The 21,283-nt window shown below is 58.1% G+C and carries 18 protein-coding genes; all 18 read left to right on the top strand.

Features of this window, described 5'->3' with window-relative positions; translation table 11 throughout:
- Window positions 1-13 precede the first annotated feature (13 nt).
- The 18 genes from RI101_00190 (at window position 14) to RI101_00105 (ending at window position 21,274) form a co-directional block, all read left to right on the top strand.
- Window positions 14-1,123: a glycosyltransferase family 1 protein gene (locus RI101_00190; GenBank protein ID MEC4888452.1), complete on the top strand. Its 1,110-nt coding sequence runs from the start codon at window positions 14-16 to the stop codon at window positions 1,121-1,123.
- A gap of 223 nt (window positions 1,124-1,346) precedes the next feature.
- Window positions 1,347-2,720, top strand: a complete 1,374-nt coding sequence (locus RI101_00185; protein ID MEC4888451.1) for a radical SAM protein — start codon at window positions 1,347-1,349, stop codon at window positions 2,718-2,720.
- A gap of 65 nt (window positions 2,721-2,785) precedes the next feature.
- Complete coding sequence (locus tag RI101_00180; protein ID MEC4888450.1) at window positions 2,786-3,757, top strand: NAD-dependent epimerase/dehydratase family protein; 972 nt, start codon at window positions 2,786-2,788, stop codon at window positions 3,755-3,757.
- Between the two features lie 150 nt (window positions 3,758-3,907).
- Window positions 3,908-4,942: an SDR family NAD(P)-dependent oxidoreductase gene (locus tag RI101_00175; GenBank protein MEC4888449.1), complete on the top strand. Its 1,035-nt coding sequence runs from the start codon at window positions 3,908-3,910 to the stop codon at window positions 4,940-4,942.
- Window positions 4,943-4,970: 28 nt separating this feature from the next.
- Window positions 4,971-6,056 (top strand): glycosyltransferase, encoded by a 1,086-nt coding sequence (locus tag RI101_00170; GenBank protein ID MEC4888448.1) that lies wholly within the window; start codon window positions 4,971-4,973, stop codon window positions 6,054-6,056.
- Window positions 6,016-7,893, top strand: coding sequence for an asparagine synthase (glutamine-hydrolyzing) (asnB, locus tag RI101_00165; protein MEC4888447.1), 1,878 nt, complete (start codon window positions 6,016-6,018; stop codon window positions 7,891-7,893). Before RI101_00170 ends, asnB begins: the two co-directional genes overlap by 41 nt.
- Window positions 7,894-7,937: 44 nt before the next feature.
- Window positions 7,938-9,059, top strand: a complete 1,122-nt coding sequence (locus RI101_00160) for a glycosyltransferase family 10 (protein MEC4888446.1) — start codon at window positions 7,938-7,940, stop codon at window positions 9,057-9,059.
- A gap of 46 nt (window positions 9,060-9,105) precedes the next feature.
- Window positions 9,106-10,578, top strand: a complete 1,473-nt coding sequence (locus RI101_00155; protein ID MEC4888445.1) for an oligosaccharide flippase family protein — start codon at window positions 9,106-9,108, stop codon at window positions 10,576-10,578.
- 49 nt (window positions 10,579-10,627) lie between these two features.
- Window positions 10,628-11,719, top strand: a complete 1,092-nt coding sequence (locus RI101_00150) for a Gfo/Idh/MocA family oxidoreductase (GenBank protein ID MEC4888444.1) — start codon at window positions 10,628-10,630, stop codon at window positions 11,717-11,719.
- A 30-nt stretch (window positions 11,720-11,749) separates the two neighbouring features.
- The gene (locus tag RI101_00145) at window positions 11,750-12,808 is read left to right on the top strand and encodes a Gfo/Idh/MocA family oxidoreductase (protein ID MEC4888443.1); all 1,059 of its coding nucleotides are present in this window, start codon (window positions 11,750-11,752) and stop codon (window positions 12,806-12,808) included.
- Entirely contained in the window at window positions 12,808-13,722 is a 915-nt protein-coding gene (locus RI101_00140; GenBank protein ID MEC4888442.1) for a glycosyltransferase, read from the top strand. The genes RI101_00145 and RI101_00140 overlap by 1 nt, the downstream gene beginning before the upstream one ends.
- Window positions 13,719-14,633: a glycosyltransferase gene (locus RI101_00135; GenBank protein MEC4888441.1), complete on the top strand. Its 915-nt coding sequence runs from the start codon at window positions 13,719-13,721 to the stop codon at window positions 14,631-14,633. Before RI101_00140 ends, RI101_00135 begins: the two co-directional genes overlap by 4 nt.
- A 25-nt stretch (window positions 14,634-14,658) precedes the next feature.
- The gene (locus RI101_00130) at window positions 14,659-15,555 is read left to right on the top strand and encodes a glycosyltransferase (protein MEC4888440.1); all 897 of its coding nucleotides are present in this window, start codon (window positions 14,659-14,661) and stop codon (window positions 15,553-15,555) included.
- A 32-nt stretch (window positions 15,556-15,587) separates the two neighbouring features.
- Window positions 15,588-16,463, top strand: coding sequence for a glycosyltransferase (locus RI101_00125; GenBank protein MEC4888439.1), 876 nt, complete (start codon window positions 15,588-15,590; stop codon window positions 16,461-16,463).
- Window positions 16,454-17,689, top strand: coding sequence for a glycosyltransferase family 1 protein (locus RI101_00120; protein ID MEC4888438.1), 1,236 nt, complete (start codon window positions 16,454-16,456; stop codon window positions 17,687-17,689). The genes RI101_00125 and RI101_00120 overlap by 10 nt, the downstream gene beginning before the upstream one ends.
- Entirely contained in the window at window positions 17,689-18,954 is a 1,266-nt protein-coding gene (locus RI101_00115; GenBank protein MEC4888437.1) for a glycosyltransferase family 4 protein, read from the top strand. Before RI101_00120 ends, RI101_00115 begins: the two co-directional genes overlap by 1 nt.
- Window positions 18,932-20,056 carry a hypothetical protein gene (locus tag RI101_00110; protein ID MEC4888436.1) on the top strand — a complete coding sequence of 375 codons (1,125 nt, stop codon included), beginning with the start codon at window positions 18,932-18,934 and terminating at the stop codon, window positions 20,054-20,056. The genes RI101_00115 and RI101_00110 overlap by 23 nt, the downstream gene beginning before the upstream one ends.
- 78 nt (window positions 20,057-20,134) lie before the next feature.
- The gene (locus tag RI101_00105) at window positions 20,135-21,274 is read left to right on the top strand and encodes a GDSL-type esterase/lipase family protein (protein ID MEC4888435.1); all 1,140 of its coding nucleotides are present in this window, start codon (window positions 20,135-20,137) and stop codon (window positions 21,272-21,274) included.
- The last annotated feature ends 9 nt before the right edge of the window (window positions 21,275-21,283 follow it).

Genomic DNA, 21,283 nt, shown 5'->3' with positions numbered 1-21,283 from the left:
GAGTGACGAGCGTATGGAATTAGCGGTCAACGGACTTCGCCTCGTTGGGAAACGATATGGCGTTGGCCGATATATAGAGTATTTGTTGTCTCATTGGGGTGCGATGTCGCATCCATTTTCTCGAATCGTCGTCTATACACCGGAAGCGATTGATCTCGATCTGGGTAAATATCCCACCATCGAGCATCGAATCGTTCCGACGAGGTTTTCTCATGGCTATTGGGAACAGATTGTGTTGGCAAAGCTTCAACGACAACACGGCCTGCTCTTTTGCCCGAGTTACGTGGCGCCAATACTCAGCCGGGGGAAAATTGTACTGACGCATTTAGGCTCGTATGAAGCGATGCCCTCGGCTTTCCCGCTCGTTGAGCGGTGGAAGAGCCGGCTGCTCTATCAGTTCAGTGCGCAACGGGCGGATGTGATCATTACCGTGTCTGAATCTTCCAAGAGGGATATTGCGAGTTTTTATAAGATTCCACCGGAAAAGATTCGGGTGATCTATTTGGGGGTGGATCCATTGTTTAGGCCGATTCTGGACCGCGATATCATTGCGTCGACCCGTGAGCGGTATTTTGGCCCTGACCGACCGTATATTCTTTTTGTGGGCAAGCTCTCCGCTCGGCGCAACATCCCAGAACTCGTGAGTGCCTTTGCTGAGCTGAAGCGAACACGAGGGATCCCTCATGGCTTGCTGCTGGTCGGACCAGATAGTGTGGGGCACAATGTCTCACGTTTAGCGAAGCAGTATGGCGTGGAAAAGGATGTGATCCATCAAGCGTTCGCATCTCACGAAGATCTCGTGAACATATACAATGCCGCGGGCTTGTTTATCTATCCATCCTCCTATGAGGGATTCGGCATCCCGGTTCTGGAAGCAATGGCCTGCGGAGTGCCGACGATTACCTTGCAGAATTCGTCTTTCCTAGAGTTTGCCGCAGGAACGGCGTATTTGGCGCCGGATGGCAGTAAGGACGAGCTGGTGAAAGCGATGGATGCTGTGTTGGGTTCGGCTGATCTGCAAGCCAAGATGCGGCAGGATGGTCCCCGCCGTGCGCAGGATTTCGGATGGGCCTCGATTGCACGTCAAACCATGGATGTTCTCAGTCGTGTGGGCAAGAGCTGAGAAGGAAGACGTCCATGATCTATCAACTCAGTTGCCGTCCTATTGATGGCGATGATCGAGAGGGCGACCGATGAATCTTGTAATGATGTCGCCTCAAGTAACGGCGAAGACGATGCGGTTTTCTAAGGTCATAATCTTAAATCCTCCAGACCCTCCCGGTTATGTCGCCAATCGTGACTCAATGGGAGGATTCGGGCAGTTATTTCCGATCGGGGCTCCCACCATGCCTCCATTGGATTATCCTTATCTCGTAAGCTATCTGGCTGAGAAGAGCGTGCCGATCGAAGTGCTTGAATCTCAGGGGCTAAGTCTGGCGCAAGAAGATGTGGTGCGGAGGGTCATGGAAATCGCTCGATCGAGCGTGTCCGGACCCGTGCTGGTTGTTGCGCGAGTGTCGGCGCCGGCTTTGGACTGGGAGCTTTCGGTTTGCGGCGCGATAAAGCATGCTGTCCCTGCGGCGTCGATGGCCGTGTATGGACCTGTGGTTCCACACGTGTTGGTGCGCCTTCAGCAGGAGTCGTGGCTGGACTATCTCATTCAAGGCGAGCCTGACGAAACGGTTTATGAAATGGCCACGGGGATGCCCGAAGCGAACATCCTGGGGCTGTCATATCGCGACAAACATGCGTGGGTTGAATCTCACCCGCGGCAGTTCATGAAGAAGCTCGATGATCTTCCATTCCCGAAGTGGGAGTTGCTGCCCTATCGGCGGTATACCCTTCCTAAATCTTCCACGACTGCCGCCGTGCCGTTTTTGCCAATGGTGACGTCGCGGGGGTGTCCGTTCGGATGTCACTATTGTCCCTATCCCGTCTCGCAGGGACTTCCCTGGCGGTATCGTTCGCCGCAGAACGTGGTGGATGAGATTGAGCATCTCGTGAAAGACCTGGGAATTCAGTACATCCTCTTTCGCGATCCGATGTTCTCGATGAAAGAAGGGCGAGTGCGGGAAATCTGCGCCGAGATACAGCGGCGGAATCTCCGGCTGAAGTGGAAATGCGAAACCCGTCCGGATTGCCTGGACGAGGAAACCGTAAAAGCCATGGCGGCTGCAGGGTGCGACGGAATTAATTTCGGCGTGGAAAGCGTTGAAGTCGAAATCCAGTCCGGCGTAGGGCGAAAGCCGATTCCAAAGGAAGAGATCATCGCGATGACGGCAATATGCCGGCAGTACGGCATCAAGACATTTTGCTTCTTCATTATCGGCCTTCCTGGAGATACACGGGAGACGATTTTGAACACGATCGAATTCGCCATTCAGTTGCGGGCCAATTGGGTTCAGTTCACGGCTGCCACCCCCTTTATCGGCACAAAGCTCCGTGAATGGGCCGTGAGCCAGGGGCTCGTTACCTCAACGGAGTATGCCTACATCAATAGCCATGAAGCCACGGTTGGGAATGAAAACCTTTCCAAGCGCGAGGTGGAGAGGCTCCACCATCTCGCCAAGTTCTTCGAGCGCTACTTGATTAATCGATTTGGAATTCTCAAGGACGCGAATCGTCCTGGGATCTTCTATCGGACAGCGCGCGCGGGCGCCGACGTGGTCACAAACGGGATCGCCAGAATGCTGTTTGCGCTGGGGCGGTTGGGGTTGTAACGTCACTCAGTTTCCGGCTGCAAATAGGGTAAGTGGTTGGCTCGCAGAGGGGGAAGCGCGGTCACATGAAAGTTTTGGTTACTGGAGCGACAGGGTTTTTGGGAACACATTTGGTTCCCCGGCTAGTAGCGGAAGGCCATTGCGTTCGCATTCTCATAAGACCCACCTCTCCACAGGCCTATTCTGAAGATTGTCCTGTAGAACGAGTCACGGGTGATGTGACCGACCGAGCAAGCGTCGGTAAGGCGATTCGCGGCTGTGATTGGGTTATCCATGCAGCCGCCAATCTCAGCTATTGGGGGCGAGATCAAGTGTCGTTGGAGCAGGTCAATGTCGAGGGGACGCGGAATGTGGCGCAGTTGTGTCGGCAAGAAGGGGTGAAGCGACTTCTTCACGTGAGTTCCGTGGCGGCGGTCGGCATTCCCGATTCGCCGGATCATCCCGCGAATGAAGAATTTTCATTTAATTTGGACGGCAAGGAGTTGCCCTATCACTTCTCCAAGCGTAAGGCCGAACAAATCGTTCTCGGTGAGGTTGAGCGAGGGCTCGATGCCGTAATCGTCAATCCAGCCTCAATTTTTGGGCCAAACGGCAAGAGCTATCGTGGATCGGATATGTTTCAGAAAGTACGGAGAACGAGAGTTGTCCCCTATTTTACAGGCGGTATATGTGTGGTGCATGTAGAAGATGTCGTAAGCGGGATCCAAGCGGCACTGCGCCGTGGTTCCAGCGGGCAGCGATACATTCTCGGCGGTGACAATATCACGCTGCGGAGTTTGGCGGAGCTAACGGCCGCCGCTATGGGCCTTCGCCGAACGTTTGTGCCTGTTTCGCCATTCGTGACGGCATTGGCCGCGATGATTCTGGAGCCATGGGGGCGCTTGCGAGGACGCCGACCGTATATCACGCACGTCACTCACTACTGTGCGAGTCGGTACCATTATTATAGTTCGGAGAAAGCCGGTCGGACGCTTGAGTATGTTCCGCGAACATTTCGTGCGATTCTCGAGGAGTGCTTGCACATGCATATGTGTTAGCGGTTGTGCCTCGTTACGGGTATTCCGAACAGGGCCGTGAGCGAGCCGAGCGTTTTTCCTGGGAGGCTGTGGCCAGGGAAACGAGGCATATCTTGGATCGCGAGGCCGTTAAAGAAGATCAGGGCTGATATTTCTAAGAGGAGGTAGGTGATGAGTTATTGGAGCAAGAAGCCGGTATTGGTTACAGGCGGCGCGTCTTTTATCGGGAGCCATTTGGTGGACAAGCTGGTGAGCCTGGGCGCGGCGGTGCGGGTTGCCGACGATTTGTCCAGCGGCCGGCTGGAAAACTTGAAGGACAGCATCGGCCGGATCGAGTTTCTGAAAGGGGATCTGCGAGACCGCGATTTCACGAAGAAAAGCATGGAAGGGATGCAGGTGGTCTTCCATCTTGCGGCCTGCCATGGAGGCCGGGGGTTTATCGATACCCACCCTGCAGACTGCGCGTCGAATCTTGTTCTCGACGGGATTGTTTTCGATGAAGCCTGGCGAGCAAAAGTCGACAAGGTGTGCTTCGCCAGTTCGGCTTGTGTATATCCGGTCCAGCGCCAGGTGAAGCCGGTGGCCGGGAATACGGTCTATCTGAAGGAGGAATGGGCGAATCCGTTCAAGGAGGGTTGCGCCAGCTCTGATGGAGAATATGGCTGGGCGAAGCTCATGGGGGAAATGACTCTGCAGGCCTATTGGAAGCAGTATGGACTCAAGTCCGTATCCTGCCGGTTGTTCACGGTGTATGGAGAGCGGGAAAACGAGAGCCATGCCGTCATTGCATTGATCGCGAAGGCGTTTATCAGGATGGATCCGTACGAAATCTGGGGTGATGGACAGCAAGATCGCAACTTTACCTATGTGGGCGATATTGTCGACGGAATGATTCTGGCCGCTGAAAAAGTAGAGGATGCCTCCCCGGTGAATATCGGGACGGCCGAGCATGTGAAGATCATCGATGCGGCAAACATGATGTTTGCCCAAACGGGCTTTACTCCCAAGAAGATTCATTTCGATACAACCAAGCCAGTCGGTGTGTATAGCCGGGCCGCCGACTTGACGAACACACGCGCGGTCCTCAAGTGGGAGCCGGGGATGAAATTCGAAGAAGGACTGCGGCGAACCATCAAGTGGTACTACGAAACCCACTCCGTGCAGGATGTGGCGGCCCGTTTGGGCGTGCTGCTCACTGAACGGTAGATTGGTACAGGCGAGAAACGAAGAGGTCATGACAGGCGGGAGTTCGACAGCGCCGCTGGTGTCGATTATCGTGCCGGTCTTCAACGGCGAAGACTATTTGCGAGAGAGTCTCGACTCGATCCTGGCTCAGACTTATCCCCGAATAGAAATCGTTGTGCTCGATGATGCGTCGACCGACCGGACGCCGGAGATTATCGCGTCGTATGGCGACAGGGTTCGGTATCGCCGGATTCCGGAGAATCGCGGGCAATACGTGAACGATAATGAGGCGATCGCCGCCGCGCACGGTGAGTACATTGCCATCTATCATGCGGACGATGTCTACGACCCGTGTATCGTGGAAAAAGAAGTCGCAGCGCTGGAGCGGTATCCCGAGGCTGGCGCAGCCTTTTGCAAGGATATCTTCATCGATTTGGAGGGGCATGAGGTCGGCAGGCTACAGATACCCAGGGAAGTGCAAGGGGGGCATCCGCTCAGTTACCCGGTCGTTTTCAATGCGCTGTTGACGTACAAAAATCACTTTTTGCGTTGTCCCAGTTGCCTCGTGCGCGCATCGGTGTACCGGGATGTCGGCACCTATCGGCAGGACCAGTTTCATAATACGGCAGATCTGGAAATGTATCTTCGGATCGCCAGGAAATATCCGCTGGTCGTCGTCGATGAGTATCTCTTTCGTTATCGGCGCGGCCATTCCGCCATGTCGTCGAGATACCGGCATCTCCGCCAGAAGGCGGAGAATTTCTTCATGATTATGGACCGCTATCTTGCGGATGGAGGCAAGGCGCTGGCAACGTCCCGTGCCTTGGCCGAGTATGAGGCGCACCGGGCTGAAGATCTGTTGATGGTGTCGGTCAATCATTACATCCTTGACCAGCGCGCAGCGGCACGGAACATGTTGAGGCAGGTGCGGGCCTGCCGGATTCTTGTCGGGCACCAGATCCAGCGTGGGCGGTTGATGTTGTTGTATCTGGCGATGCAGATGCTGGCGCGCATGCCGAGAATCGGATTCATCGCAGAGTGGAGTTATCGGCGCTGGCACTCGGGAGTCGATCAAGCCAAAAGGGGACGGAGCGATGTGCGGCATAGTCGGAGTGGTGTCGTCCGCTCCCGTTGAACGGAAACACATTGAGGTGATGCGCGACTCCATGATCCACCGCGGGCCGGATGCCGCCGGCATCTGGCTGTCACCGGACGCGCTCGTCTGTCTCGGACATCGGCGGCTGGCCATTGTGGATCTCTCTCCGGAGGCCAATCAGCCCTTTGTATCCGGTGACGGACGGTACATCGTCACGTTCAACGGCGAAATCTACAACTATCGGAGCGTCCGTGAAGAGTTGACCGGGCGAGGTGTAGATTTTCGAACCACCTCCGATACGGAAGTGCTGATCGAGGCGTTTCGCTATTGGGGGCAGCAGTGTGTGGACAAGCTATCCGGCATGTTTGCCTTCGCTATTTGGGATCGCACGGAACGACAGCTGTTCTGCGCCCGCGATCGGGTGGGGGAAAAGCCGTTCTACTATGCGGTACTCGACGGATGTTTCATCTTCTCCTCAGAATTGAAAGCGCTGACCCAGTGGCCTGGATTTCGCAAGCGGATTCATTATCCGGCGCTAGTCGATTTCTTGACCTTCGGATTTGTCGCCGATCCCAAGAGCATATGGGAAGGGTGCTATAAACTTCCTCCCGGCCATTGCATGACCGCAGGGTTCCGATCCGGAACCGTCACGCTGGTACAGGCTCCTGCCGCCTATTGGGATGTTGAGTATGCGCCCGATCATTCAGTGGCCCGCTGGGAGCCTAAAATATTAGAAACGCTTCAGTCCGCCAGCAAGGAAATGACCATATCCGATGTGCCGCTCGGCGCGTTTTTAAGCGGCGGCGTCGATTCGTCGTCGGTCATTGCCGCCCTCGGCAAAGCGGGCACCTGTGTGAATACGTATACGATCGGCTTTCAGGAGGATGGTTACGACGAGCGGCCCTGGGCGAAGGCCGTGGCTCAACTCTACGGAACCGTGCATCACGAGCGGACCGTTCAGGCCGAAGATGTGGCGTCCGTGTTCGACCGTCTGTTGTGGCATTACGATGAGCCGTTCAACGACTATTCCTATTTGCCGACCTTCTATCTCTGTCGCGAGGCCAGAAAGTCTATCACGGTCGCGCTGTCAGGCGACGGAGGGGATGAAATGTTCGCGGGCTACGTGAAATATCAGCGGTTGGGCATGCGGCAGGATATTGAGCGGTTCGTTCCTCGGCCGGTGGCACGCCGGCTCTTTCATGGGGCCCATGCACTCGTTCCTGAGGCGAACAGATGGCATCGCACCTTGGCGCAGTACGGCATGGATACGGCCGATATGATGACCGATATGCTGACAACAGGAATGCCGCTGAACAGGCTGCGGTCTGTGGCGCGCGGCCCGCTGGCCCAGGCGCTTAAACACTATGCGCCGGCCGAGACGATTCGCCCGTTGCTCCTCAAGGCTTCTCCCGAACGTGTGGGCCTCATCAATGCGATGCGGTATGTCGATCTGAAAATGACTTTGGCGGGAGATATTTTGGTCAAGGTCGATCGGGCCAGCATGGCGGTCTCTCTGGAGGTGCGGCCTGTGTATCTCCATCGGGACCTCGTGGCCTTGGCGGCCAAGATTCCTCCGCATCTATTGGCTGATCGGCATCAAGCCAAGTCCGTGTTGAAGTCGGCGTTGCGAGCGTGGCTGCCGGATTCCGTGCTCTATCGGCCCAAGCAGGGGTTTGCCATGCCGTTGAAACGATGGATGGATGGCGACCTAGGCCAATTGTTTGGACGCGGTCCAAGCGAGAATCCCGTGGATCATATCCTTGACAGCGCGCAGTTGATGGCCGATCTTCTGGCAGGAGTGTCGCGAGGGGCCGATGGGACCGCCCAGATTCACAGCCTGTATGTCTTGAAACATTGGCTGGCCAAGTGGGCATAAGAGGATAGCGGCCGAGTTGTCCTTTCGAAAGGAATCTCATACCCATGTCGAATAAGGCTACGAACATTATGCTCTACATCGATCCCCCCTCGCATCACTTTTTGCGTGATCGGCTGTTCGAACTTGAGGATGGCCGCCCGAACGGCGATCAAATGAATGCCCCGTACGTCCACTTGAGAGCCCAGCTCGCATCGCAAGGCATTGCGGTGCGCACCGCGGACTATCTGCTTGAGGCGCCTCCCTCGGCGGGCCGCAATGTCTATGTGTCCATGGGGCAACTGGAAAACTATCCGCGAATCGTGAAGCGATCGGATACGGTGGCCAGCGCGTTCTTTGCCATGGAATGTCCGATTGTGGAGCCGTCGTTGTACCGAGGCTTGAACGGCGTACAGTGCGAGTTTAAGCGTATTTATTCCTGGAGCGACAGCGATTCGTTGGCGCCATTTGTCGGGAGCCGGCTCAGGCTGGAATCGATGTGCTGGCCGCAGTCGTTTGACCGGGTTCACGAGGCCGTGTGGGATCAGCCCAGGCATAAGTTCATGGTGATGATCAATTCGAATAAGTTGCCCCGGCTCTATGTGAATGAACTCTATACCGAGCGTCAAAAGGCGGTCGAGTACTTCTCCCGTACGAACGACATCGAGTTATACGGGCCGGGCTGGAATGACCCGTCGAGCCGTGTGGGAAAGACCTGGGTGCCGGCGACCGTGCGCCGGATTCAGCGCGAGATCGTTCGCCGCTGGCATCGGATACGTCCCGATCCATTGCTCGAAGCGGCCCGCCGAGTCTACCGGGGGCGCGCCAATACGAAAGCCGAGGCGCTCAGCCAGTACACGTTTGCGCTCTGCTTCGAAAACATGATTCTCACAGGATGGATCACCGAGAAGATCTTCGATTGCTTCTTTGCCGGCACCGTCCCCATTTATTGGGGCGCGCCGAATATCACCGACCGTATTCCCGCCGAATGTTTCATCGACATGCGGCAATTCTCGAATTATCCGGACCTCCGCGCGTTTCTGAAATCGCTCGACGGCCAGGCCATTCGCGCCTATCGGCAGAATGCGCGGGATTTTCTCAGCTCTCCGCAGTTCAGGCCGTTCAGCAAAGAGGCGTTCGCGGATATCTTCAGAACGATTATTCGCGAAGACACCGGGGTCGCCCTGTAATCTCGCGGGCGCGGTGCCGTCTGGGACCGCATAGGATGGGGAGCCGATGTTTGGAATACTTCTCGGGATAGGCGGGTTGCAAATCCTTGGCATGCTGGTGAACATCGCCAGAACGAAGGTCCTTGCCCTGTGGGTGGGCCCCGAAGGCATTGGTATTATCAGCAGCATCGATCAAACCATTCAGTTCGTGACCCATGTCTGCACGCTCAGCCTTCCCTTTGCCGCGGTGAAGTTTCTTTCCAAAGCCCATAGCGAGGGAGGTGAAGCCTTTCGCGATGGCTATGTCGTATTTTTGAAAGTCCTGCTGTTTCTCAGCACGGTCGGTGCATTGGTGGCCGCCGGCGTCGTATTGTTCCGCGCGGATCTGTTTCCCGCCAAAATTGTTCCGTATCAGACCCTGCTCGTGCTGGGCCTTTTGGGGATTCCCGCCACGGCCTTGGCCGGCTTGTTTCCCAATGTGCTGGCGGCGGCCCAACAGTCTACCGGATCGGCGCGTTTAATCGTGTTCACGGGCATCGCCATGGCGGTGGCCGGCACGCTCGGCCTCCTGGCCGGAGGCATCACCGGGCTCTATGTCGCCAGTGTGTGCACCATCACGGTCTTGGCCGTCGTGGTGGTCGAATATCTTCGGCGCACGTTGGGCTTGTCGATTGCCGACTGCAAGGTGGGCATCGTGGCTGGTTTCCGCCGGATGGGCAATGTCGTGTCCTTCAGCTTTTTATTTTATCTCGGCGCGATCATGTCTACCGGGGCGTTGTTGGTGACGAGGTATGCCGTTCTTGAGACTTATGGCGAGGCCGAGGCGGGGTTTCTCCAGGCTGGCATGGCAGTGGCGCTGCTCATGAGCGCGGTTCTGACGCCGCTCAACGGTTTATTTTTCACTCCGAGGGTGAATCGGGCCGGACCCAAGGAAGAGAAGTTTCACGTTGCCGTGGAGTTTCAAAAGCAGATGGCCATGATTGTGACGGTTGTGTCCATACCCGCGCTCCTGTTCCCGCATGTCTTGCTGGCCCTCGCGTTCTCGCCGAAATTCCTGGTCGCGGCGCAATATATGTTTCTCTTCATGCTGTGGCAAACCTTTACAATGTACGCCGGTATCTATCAGGCGCTCTTGATCGGATTGGATGACATGGTTTCGTTTACAACCCTGTCCTGTCTGGGAAGCATCCTGGCCGCCTGTTCCGCCGTCGTGCTGGTGCCGCAGTACGGAGTGATCGGAGCTGCCTCAGGGTTCGTGGCAGCCAGTGCGTTGGTCACGCTCGGCACCTTTGTCCGGCTTAAGCGTTGGCACGGATTTGTATTGCCCGCCCGGCTGGTATGGCTGATGGGGTATAGCCTGCTGGTGACGGTCGTGCTCGGCGGCATTTTTAGACAGTACGATGGGTGGCAGTATCCCATGCTTTTGTCCAAGGCCGCGGTGGCGCTGGGTGCGCTTGTCGGGTTGTTCTTATTTCTGAGCGCCAAAGATAGGGTTGCCTTGATGAGCTTTTCTCACAAAGTACGGTCAGGCGCGTGGTAATCCCTGATAGGCGGGCGCAGCCTGTCTCATATTCCAGTGGAGGGTTCTGATGGTGCGGCTTGCTGTCATCGGGTTGGGCGCGGTCACGAAAAATATCCATCTCCCGGCCTATCGCCGGCTCAAGGATCGCCTGACCCTCGTAGGCGGGTGCGATGTCGATCCTGCGGCCCGGGCGTCGATGGAACAGAGCGGTGCGTTCCAGGCGATCTATGAGAGCCCGGAAGAGATGCTCGACAAGACGAAGCCCGATATGGTGAGCATCTGCACCCCGCCGTTTCTGCACCACAGCCAATGTCTTGATGCGCTTGCGCGGGGGTGTCACGTGTTTTGCGAAAAACCCCTGGCGGAAAGCCTCACTCATGCCGACGAGATTATCCGGGCCTCGGCCCGCGCGCAACGGTCGGTCGTCGTGAATAGCCAATTCCCGAATATGAAGATGTACCAGGCCGCCAAGAAACGGATCGGTTCACCGGAGTTTGGCCGGCTGCTGTTCTTGCACGCCTGGCAAACGTTCCGGCCCACCGCCGACACGGAAGCCGGGTGGCGCGCCAGCATGAAGCGCCGGTTATGTTTCGAATTCGGCGTGCATGTCTTTGAACTGGTTCGCTACTTTTTTGACGCGACGCCGTCCACCTTGTGGGCGCATATGCCCAGGCCGATCCCCGGCTCCACCACCGAATCGCTCAATATCATGGCGATGGAATTCCCGGATGGCCGGGCCGCCTCCATTCTCCTGGACCGGTTGAGCAAAGGCCCCGAGCGGTATTTGGAGATGCGGCTCGACGGGGAACATGCGGCCATTCATACCTCCATCGGCGGGGAGCTGCGGTTCGAGGTCGGGATGCATACGCGCCAGCGGAAGCCGTTTATGGGGATGCATGTTGTGCAAGGCGGGCAAGCGGTGCTGCAACAGGCTGAACGGGCGACAGTGATCGGTACGGATGGGATGAATCCCTTTGCGTCCGCCACCGCAGTCCAGGTCGGACACTTCCTGTCCGCGATCGAGAAGGGCGTGGCGCCGGCAGGAACTGCGGCGGATCACAAGGCCACTCTGGCCTTGACCCTGGCCGCCTACGATGCGGCGGAGTCCGGACGGGCCATCGCCCTGGCTCCCTATCTGGACGGAACCGTTCCGCGATAGGACGGTGGGATGATCAGAGGGTCCAAGACGATGATGGACGCTGAATCGCAAAAGACGTCGGCTGCCGCGCGCCGCCCACTCAGAGTTGGGATCGTTGGCGCCGGCCTCATGGGCCGGTGGCATGCCCATGCCGCCAAGCAGGCAGGGGGCCAGATTGTCGCGATTGCCGACCGCAATCTCGACGCCGCGACGCGGTTGGCCGGAGCGTGTGGAGGCCGTGACGCCTATGCCGACATCACAGAGTTATTGCGCCGGGTGTCCTGCGATCTGATCCATATCTGCACCCCGCTGGAGACGCATGAACAGATTGCCGGGATTGCGATTGAGGCAGGCAAGCATGTGCTGATCGAGAAACCGGCGGCCCCTGACGCAGCTGGGACGCAACGGTTGATCCAGTTGGCGGCCAGTCGTGGAGTGCTGATCTGCCCGGTTCATCAGTTCGTGTTTCAACGGGGAGTGATCAAGGCCCGGCGGCTGTTAGGCCGCATCGGCCGGGTCCTGCATCTGGACGCGGCGTTTTGCACGGCAGGGGGAGCCGGGCGGCAGGAACGTGAACTCGACTCGATTGTCGCCGAGATTTTGCCCCATCCGCTGTCCCTGGCGCAGGCCTTTCTTCCAGGCGGCATGGTGCCAGATTCATGGCTGCGGATCCGTCCGCAAGCCGGAGAGTTTCGCGCGATGACGGAGGCGGGTGGCGTTACGGTGTCTGTCATGATTAGCCTTCAGGCTCGTCCCACCCAAAGCACCGTGAAGATCTTTGGCGCATCGGGAACCATTCATCTCGATCTCTTTCACGGCTATGCGTTCATCGAGCCTGGGGCAGTGTCGAAAGAAAGAAAAATCCTGCGGCCATTTGATCTGGCCGTCAGGCGCGGGGTCGCGGCTTCGGTGAACCTGGGCAGGAGAGCCTTTATGCGTGAGCCTGCCTATCCTGGCCTGACGGGGCTGGTTGCCGAATTGTACGAAGCGGCACGAACCGGCGGGCGTTCACCCGTCAGCGCGGAGGCGATGCTGAATGTGGCTCGGATCCGCGACCTTCTGATGCAAGGCGAGACCCATAACGGTCGCGCAGCCGTGAGTCATCCATAATGGCAACGTCGTCGGGCGCGGGTGCACAGGTCCTTCCGGAGCTCTCGGTCGTCATCGGGTCGCACAATGCCGAGGCCAGCGTTGCGGCCTGTCTGGATGCCATGCAGCAGCAATGCGCGGAAGGCCGAGCCGAAATCATCGTGGTGGATAATTCGACGGATGGAACCACCGCCATCGTGACGGCCCAGTTTCCCGGTGTGAGGCTCTTGTCCACGGCTCCTGAGCAGTGGGTGCCTGAATTGTGGGAAGCCGGCATTCGGGCAAGCCGGGGGCCTATTATCGCGCTCACCACGGCCCATTGCGTGCCGGATGGCGAGTGGATGGCCGAAATCCTCGCCGCGCATCGCGAGAGCGATGCGGCCGGAATCGGAGGCGCGATCGAGAACGAGGCCTCTTCCGGCATTGTCGATTGGGCGGTCTACTTCTGCCGTTATGCCAAATATATGAAACCCTTTGCGCCCTATTATATTCACGATATTCCCGCCGACAATGCCTCCTACAAACGATGGGCGCTGGATCGTTGCACGGATGTGCGTGTGAGCGGGTTTTGGGAGCCGGACGTCCATGCCAAACTGATCGCGGACGGCTGCCGGTTGCTCATGACGCCGCGCATCGGCGTGCGCCACATGCGTTCGTTCACGTTCAGAGCGTTTATGCGGCAGCGATTCTGGCATGGCCGGCAATTCGGGTCGTCCAATGCGAGGCGGCTGCCTGCCGCGGTGCGGCTGGTGCATATTGTGGCGGCGCCACTGATCCCGTTTCTCATGCTGTCGCGCATCGCACGCCAGGTGTTGCGCCGGAAACGGCATAGGGCACAGCTGCTGCTGGCGATGCCGGTGACGCTGCTATTTCTCGCGAGCTGGGCCGCCGGTGAATGCACGGGCTATGTGGCGCCGACGGGGCCTCGGGCATGAGCGGAGGGGAGCCGTTCAAGAGTCCTCGGCTGTCCGTGATTGTGGCCTGCACGCATACCCACCGGGATCTCATGCCAGTGCTGGCCTCGCTTCGCGCCCAGGAAGGTGCAGAGGCATTGGAAATCATTGTTGCGGACGGGTCGGGCGATCGGGCGGACCGTCATTCGAGGGGGCAGGACGAGGGGATCATGACGCTGCAATTCCCGCAGGGCACGACACTGCCCGTCCTTTGGGGCGCGGGGATCAGACAGTCTCGCGGCGCGCTGATCGCTATTCTCGACGACTGCTCGGTGCCGGACCGTCGGTGGGCCGCTTCCATTCTGGCCGCTCATGAGTCGCCCGATCTGGTCATTGGTGGAGCGGTGGATCCGTCGCCGGAGCGCAGTCTGGTCGATTGGGCCGCGTATTTCTGTGAATATGGCCAGTTCATGTTGCCGCTTCCCGGCGGGAATGTTTCGGAGCTTCCCGGCAATAACATTGCGTTCAAGCGCGCGGCATTGAGCCGGGGAACTGAATTTATCGAGCAGGGATTCTGGAAGACCTATTGGTGCCGGTCGCTGCAAGATGAAGGGGTGCAGCTCCGGTCGGCGCCGTCGATGGTGGTCTATGACAGGAAGTCCTATCGGCTCGTGCCTTTCCTGATCCGGCGCTACCATCATGGCCGCTGTTTTGCCGGCATGAGATGGACGCAGCTCTCGCCGGGCATGCGCTTTCTGTATGCACTGGGAACTCCGGTCTTGCCGGTTCTCTTCATGTGGAGGATGGCCGGGCCGATCATGCGGAAGCGGCGGTATCTCCCTCAATTCATCCGGTCATTGCCCGTTTCAATCGTAGCGGTTGCCAGTTGGTCATGGGGAGAGTGTTGCGGGTATCTGGCAGGACCAGGCCGGAGTGGTGAGTGGATTCGATGACATTTTCACTGGAGCATTCATACCGATGACTAACCGAACCATCTCTGTCGTCATTGCCTGCGTCAACCGGCTGCCGTCGATTCATGAGTGTTTGACTGCCCTGGAGCGGGAACGGAAGGGCTTTCAGGTGGAGATCCTGGTGCTCTGTTGCTGCCAGGATGGCACAGCCGCGCATGTGGCCAAGCATTTCCCGGACGTCACGCTGGTCCATTTTGAGAAACGATTGGGCATTCCGGAATTGCGCGCGATCGGGATGGCCCGCGCGACGGGGGAGATCGTCACGATCATCGAAGACCATTGCATCGTGCAGGACGGATGGTTCCGCGAGATCTTCAAGGCCCATGACAGGGGGTATCAGGCGGTCGGCGGAACGGTGGTTAACGGGAGTGTCGAGCGCTTGATCGATTGGGCCGTGTTCCTCTGCGAGTACAGCGGGGTCATGCCGCCCATCCCGGACGGAGAGGTGTCCGGCATTACCGGCAATAATGTGTCGTACCGCAAGGCGATCCTGGATCGGGTCGATGAGTCGGTGAAGAAGGAATGTTGGGAATTCTTCCTGCACCAGGAACTGAGCAAGCAGGGCGTTACGTTTCTTTCCGCGCCGTCGATCGTGGTCAGCCATAAGAAAGAGTTTGGTTTCTGGTACTTCATGGCTCAGCGCTACTACTATTCACGGTCGTTCGCGGGCATGCGGCGGAAGCGCACGTCGCTTCCCGTCCGGCTGGTGTACTGTTGTGCGTCGCCGCTGCTTCCGGGACTCATGCTGTGGAGAATGACGCGCCAGGTGTTGAACAAACAGCAGCAGGTCGGCACGTTTCTGCGAACACTGCCGTTACAGGCGGCGTTCATGGTGAGTTATGCGGCCGGAGAATTTGTCGGCTATCTCCTGGGATCCGGTGACAGTCTGTTAGAGGTTGAATGAGCCAGTCGCAGACAAGGCGTATCGAGTTCTCTGTGGTTATCGCGTCGGCTCATTCGCGGGCCGGTCTGGAGGCCTGTCTGACTTCGCTACGCGAGCAGGGTGCAGGTGGAGAGATCGAGGTCATCGCAGTCAGTAATTGTTGTGGCGGCGCCGGCCGTTCGATTGAAGCCTCGTTTCCCTTTGTCCGGTTGATCGAGGCGCCTCCGGGCACGACCGTGCCGGCCTTACGCACGATGGGCATCCAGGCCGCATCGGGCAGAATCGTGGCGTTGCTGGAGGACAACAGTATAGTGGCGCCGGCCTGGTGCCGCGCCATCAGGCGGGCTCACGAAGCCGGGCACGAGATCGTCGGCGGAGCGGTGGAGCGGGTGGGCAGGCATCGGGCCCTGGATTGGGCCGTGTACTTCTATGAATATGGAAAATATATGCTGCCCTGCATAGAAGGCGCGAGCCCGACCCTCTCCGGGAACAACGTGTCCTATGCGCGGACGGTGTTGGAACAGATTCAAGATGAGTATCGCGATGGGTTTTTTGAGGCCTTTCTCCATGAGCGGCTGCGCGGCCGGGGGCATAGGCTGCATTTGGCTCCCGATGCCGTGGTCTATCACAATCTGAACTATCGGGCAGGCACTGTCCTCCGGCAGACCTTTCATCATGGCCGCCACTATGCCGGGAGACGGATGGCTGCGGCTGCGGTCCTGACGAGGCTGGGGTATGCGGCCGGCTCGATGCTGCTTCCTGTCATCCTCCCGTTGCGCATCGCGCGGGTGGTTCTTCGGCGGGGGCGGCATCTGCGGGAATTGACGGCCGCCATGCCTTATCTGGTGCTGTTCATGACGAGTTGGGCCTGTGGGGAGCTGATGGGCTATTTGTGCGGAGAAGGGGAGAGTGTGCGGCAATGGGCATAGCGCCATCCGGATCGTCAGGCGCGGGGACTTCTGCGCGAAAGGTGCGCATCGGCGTGGATGCCTGCTGCTGGTCGAACCGCCGGGGGTTCGGACGGTTTACCAGGGAATTGCTGACGGCGCTGGTGGCGGCCGATCGGGAGCGCGAGTACATCTTCTTTGTGGATGGAGATACGGCCCGTGCGAGCGAGTTTCCCCCAGGCGTCCGGCTGGTCGTGGCATCGACAGACGTCTCTCCGACCGTCGCCGCCGCCGCCTCGGGGAACCGCTCGCTCAAGGATTTATGGGCGTTGACCCGCGTGGTGTCACAGGAGCCGCTCGATCTGTTTTTCTTTCCCGCGGTCTATTCCTATTTTCCGATCCTGAACCGCTGCAAAGTGATCGTGACGATTCACGACATGATTGCGGACCATCATCCCGAGCGCGTGTTCCCCAACCGGAAATCGCTTCTGTTTTGGAAGCTCAAGCAGAAGATCGCGCTCTGGCAATCGGACAGGATTCTGACCGTCTCCCACCATGCCAAACTGCAGATTGTGGACTATTGCCGAATCCCTGCGGCGCTGGTCGAAACGACCACTGAAGGTCCAAACGATGCGTTCGTCCGTTTGCCGAGCCTGGACGGGGCCGCCACGATCTTGCGGACATATGGATTGCAGTCCGATGAACCCTTTCTGATCTATGTCGGAGGCATCAGCCCGCACAAAAACTTAGGGGTGTTGGTCGAGGCCTTCCATCAGCTCTTGGCGGACGCTCGCTTTACACAGCACAAGCTCGTGCTGGTGGGCGACTATAAGGGCGACGTGTTTTTCTCCCATTACGCTGCATTACAAGCCAAAATCGACCAGTTGGATCTTGCGGATCGAGTGCTGTTTACCGGGTACGTTCCGGACAGCGAACTCGTGGTCCTATACAATCTGGCACAGGCGTTAGTGCTGCCGTCCCTGGAAGAGGGATTTGGGCTTCCCGCGGTCGAAGCGATGGCCTGCGGGACCCCGGTGATTGCCAGCGACAGGGGATCATTGCCGGAAGTGGTGGGGGAGGCCGGTGTGTTTTTCGATCCGGGACGTCCGGATCAGCTCCTGGCGCATCTTCGCGATGTGTTGGGCAGTGACTCAGCCAGAGACCGGATGAGCCGGGCCGGGCTTGAACGGTCGAAGTTGTTTACGTGGGAGCTGGCGGCGCAGTCCACGAGGGCGCTGTTTGACCGGGTGCTCAACGAGGTTCGGTGATGGGGCCGTCCCTGCGGTTTTGCATGGTCACCACATTCTATCCTCCCTATAGTTTTGGGGGGGACGGCATGTTTGTGTATCGTCTCTCCAACCTGCTGGCTGAGCGGGGCCATTCCGTGGACGTGATTCATTGCCGCGACGCCTATTATGCGCAGCATCCCGCGGAGCCGGCCGGCGAGTGGCCAAGCCATCCCCGCATCACGCTGCACAGCCTCAAAAGCAAAGCCGGCATTCTGTCGCCGCTCCTGACCCAGCAGTTGGGCATTCCCGGTTTGAAGGCCGGAAAGATTAAGCGGATTCTCGGCGAAGGCCGGTTCGACGTGATCCATTACCACAATGTCTCGCTGGTGGGGGGGCCGAAAGTCTTCGAATATGGCCGGGCCATCAAGCTCTACACGACGCATGAGTATTGGCTGCTGTGCCCGACGCATGTGCTGTTTAAGTTCAACCAGGAAGCCTGTGCGAAACCGAGTTGCCTGACCTGCCAGCTGTCCTATCGGCGGCCTCCGCAGCTCTGGCGCTATACGAGCATGCTGGATCGGGCGCTCCGGCATCTCGATGCCGTGATCTCGCCCAGCCAATTCGCGTCCGATGCCCATCGGCATATGGGCGCAACGGTCGAAAAGACCGTGATTCCGATGTTCATCCCCTCACAGCCGGTCAACACCCAGCCCGTTGACTCCCTACCCATGCAGCCAATGAGCGGGGAACGGCCCTATTTCCTCTATGTCGGGCGGTTGGAAAAGCTGAAGGGTCTGCAAGAGGTGATTCCCTTCTTTACACAGCAGGACCGGGCCGATCTTTGGGTGGCAGGGGCCGGTCAGTATGAGGCCGAGCTGAAACGCCTGGCCCAAGACAGTCCGCGCGTGAAGTTTCTTGGCTCCCTGCCGTTTGAGCGGTTGCGGCAATTGTATACCGGTGCGGCGGCGGTGGTCGTGCCGTCGCTCTGCTACGAGACCTTCGGGCAGGTGGTCGCGGAAGCCTTCTCCTTGAAGACGCCTGTGATTGCGCGTGACATCGGCGCCTTGTCGGAGCTGGTGACGATGAGCGGGGGGGGGCTGCTCTATCGGAACAGCCGGGAGCTGGGCGCGGCGATCGAATCGCTGCGCGCGAATCCTGCGCGGAGAGCGGAATTGGGCGCCAGAGGGTACGAGGCCTATCGGCAGGAGTGGACCGCGGAGCAGCATCTCGACCGGTATCTCGCGCTAATTGACCGGATTAGTCGGCAGAAAGGAATTGAGCATGTCTCGCCGAACAAAATTTAATGCGATCATTGCGATTGTTTCATTGGTGTTATCGTTTGCATTGGCTGAGATCGCTTGTCGGCTGCTATTGCCACGACTGGGGTTTGTCGCTCGTGGGTCGGATGATCTGCCAGGATTATGGATTGAACATCCTGTACGTGGCTATACTTATTCTCAGAACTTTACCGGGACGATGAGCAGAGATGACTTTACCATAATCGTGAAGACCAATGAGCAAGGATTGCGAGTCGGAGAGTCTCGAAATCCACTGGATCGGTCTAGGCCAATTGTATTAGCGGTCGGGGATTCTCTAACTGTTGGATGGGGAGTTCAATATGAACAAGCCTGGCCTGCTCAATTGGAACGTAGCCTTAATGCAGGCCAGGCCAATGGATCTGGCCCGTTGGTCGTCAATGCCGGTGTTTCGGGCTACAGCATGCGTCAAATAAGGCAATTTGCCATGAGCGAGTTTGATGAATTGCACCCTCGAGTTCTGATGGTCGGGGTTGCAGTAGCGGCTATCGATAGGCTTCGTGATCCCTATGTTCTGTTCAATGGGATTCTTGTGCGCGAAAGCTCTCTTCCCCACCTTCGCGCAACCACAGAAGGCTATCTATTTTCGCCAATGTATCGGCCATGGATGAAAGGGATGGACTTTTGGTTTGATGAGCATTGTTGTTTCGGCTCCTATCTTTGGAAGGGACTGTATAAAGCGTGGGGGGAGGCCTCCCATGTCGGAGCCGGATTGCCGGTTGCTCAGCCTGAGCCGTCAGCAGTGGCGAATGATGGCCATCTCCAATTATTGCTCGATGAGCTTGAGGTGCTTCGGGTCTTTACGCAAGAAAAAATGGCACGGCTAGTGATCGTGCCAATAGCAGGTCAAGCGGCAGATGGAACATTTTCTGCTGCACAGAAGAAGGTCAACGAGCGTGTGTTGGTTTGGTGCAGAGAAAAGAATGTCATGTGTATAGATATTTTGTCTTTACTCGATGCCGGGTCTGGTGGCGAGCCGATATATCGGTTTAAAAACGATTCGCATTGGAATGCGTTGGCTCATCGCGTCGCGGCGGAAGAGATGGCGAAACGGTTTCCCCGCGATACTGTGCCGGTGAGGAATCCGTAAAGAAGAGGGGGCCGCATATTTTGAGCGATGCCGGAGGTGTGAGAGGTGGGATTGATGGAGCGTGAGGACGGGCAAGACATGCGGACGCGCTTCGCGGCATGGCCGATGTGGAAGCGGGCCGTGGCCCTTGCCATTCCTGCTGTCGTCGTCTTGACCTTGGGGGAAGTTGCCGGCCGGTTGCTGGAGCAATACGCGGGGTACATGCCCCGCCGGGCGGTCGGCTATATTGTGGGCAATCCATTTTTGCGGACAGCACTGCCTCCAGGCTTGCAGTTTCAGTCCGGCCCCTTTCGCGTCGAAGTCAACAGTTTGGGGTTTCGCGGCCCCGAGATTGCCATGCCGAAACCGAAAGGCGTCTTTCGCATCTTCGCGTTAGGCGAGTCCACCACGTTTGGCTGGAAGGGGGTGCGGTCGCACGACGAGGCCTGGCCGGCGCTGCTGGAAGCGAAATTGCGGGCCGCCTATCCGGACCGGACATTTGAGGTTGTGAACGCCGGTGTGCCCGGATATACGTCCATCGAGCAGCGCATTAACTTTATGCTCCGTGTGTCCCATCTGGAGCCGGACGCGATTCTGATCTATCACGGGAACAACGATCTGAATTGGTCATGGGTGCCGGATCTTCAAACCAAACTGATATACGCGCGAGGGGAAAGCATTTCCGCGCCTGGCTGGTATAACCGGATGGTCGATCACTCGTATGTGCTGATGGAAATCCGGTCGCGGATCAACCTTGTCAGTCGGTCTTCCAAAGTCAAGCGGGACGACGTCGATGCGGCCGCACTCAAGATGCTGGAGCAGAATCTGCAAGGCCTCATTGCCGAAGCCCGCCGCGCGAAGGTGCAGGTCGCCATCGGGACCTTTTCTCATGGCCTCGATGAGGCGGGGAAGCCAGAACAGTACAATGCCGACGAAACGGCCCTCGGTGTGCCGGCTGTAGGGCGGTGGTTTGACAATCTGAGTCCGCAGGGGCTTCGCCGAAGCTTCCCGCTCTACAATGACATGGTCCGCAGCCTTGCTCGCGCCGAAGGCCTTCCGTTGGCTGAACCGGCCAAACAGGTTCCCCCCACGCCGGAGTTTCATACGGACTGGTGCCACTTCACCGCCAAGGGAGAGCAGCTCATGGCGCAAATCTGGTTTGATGCCTTGGAGCAGGCGGGCTGGTTCAAGCCGGTTGGTATGGTAGAGGAGAAACCCTTTAATCGAGCAGATCGATGAGGAAAAATT

It is taken from the genome of Nitrospira sp., assembly GCA_035968315.1.
Lineage (GTDB): Bacteria > Nitrospirota > Nitrospiria > Nitrospirales > Nitrospiraceae > Nitrospira_D.
This window is presented reverse-complemented; position numbering and strand designations above follow the sequence as displayed.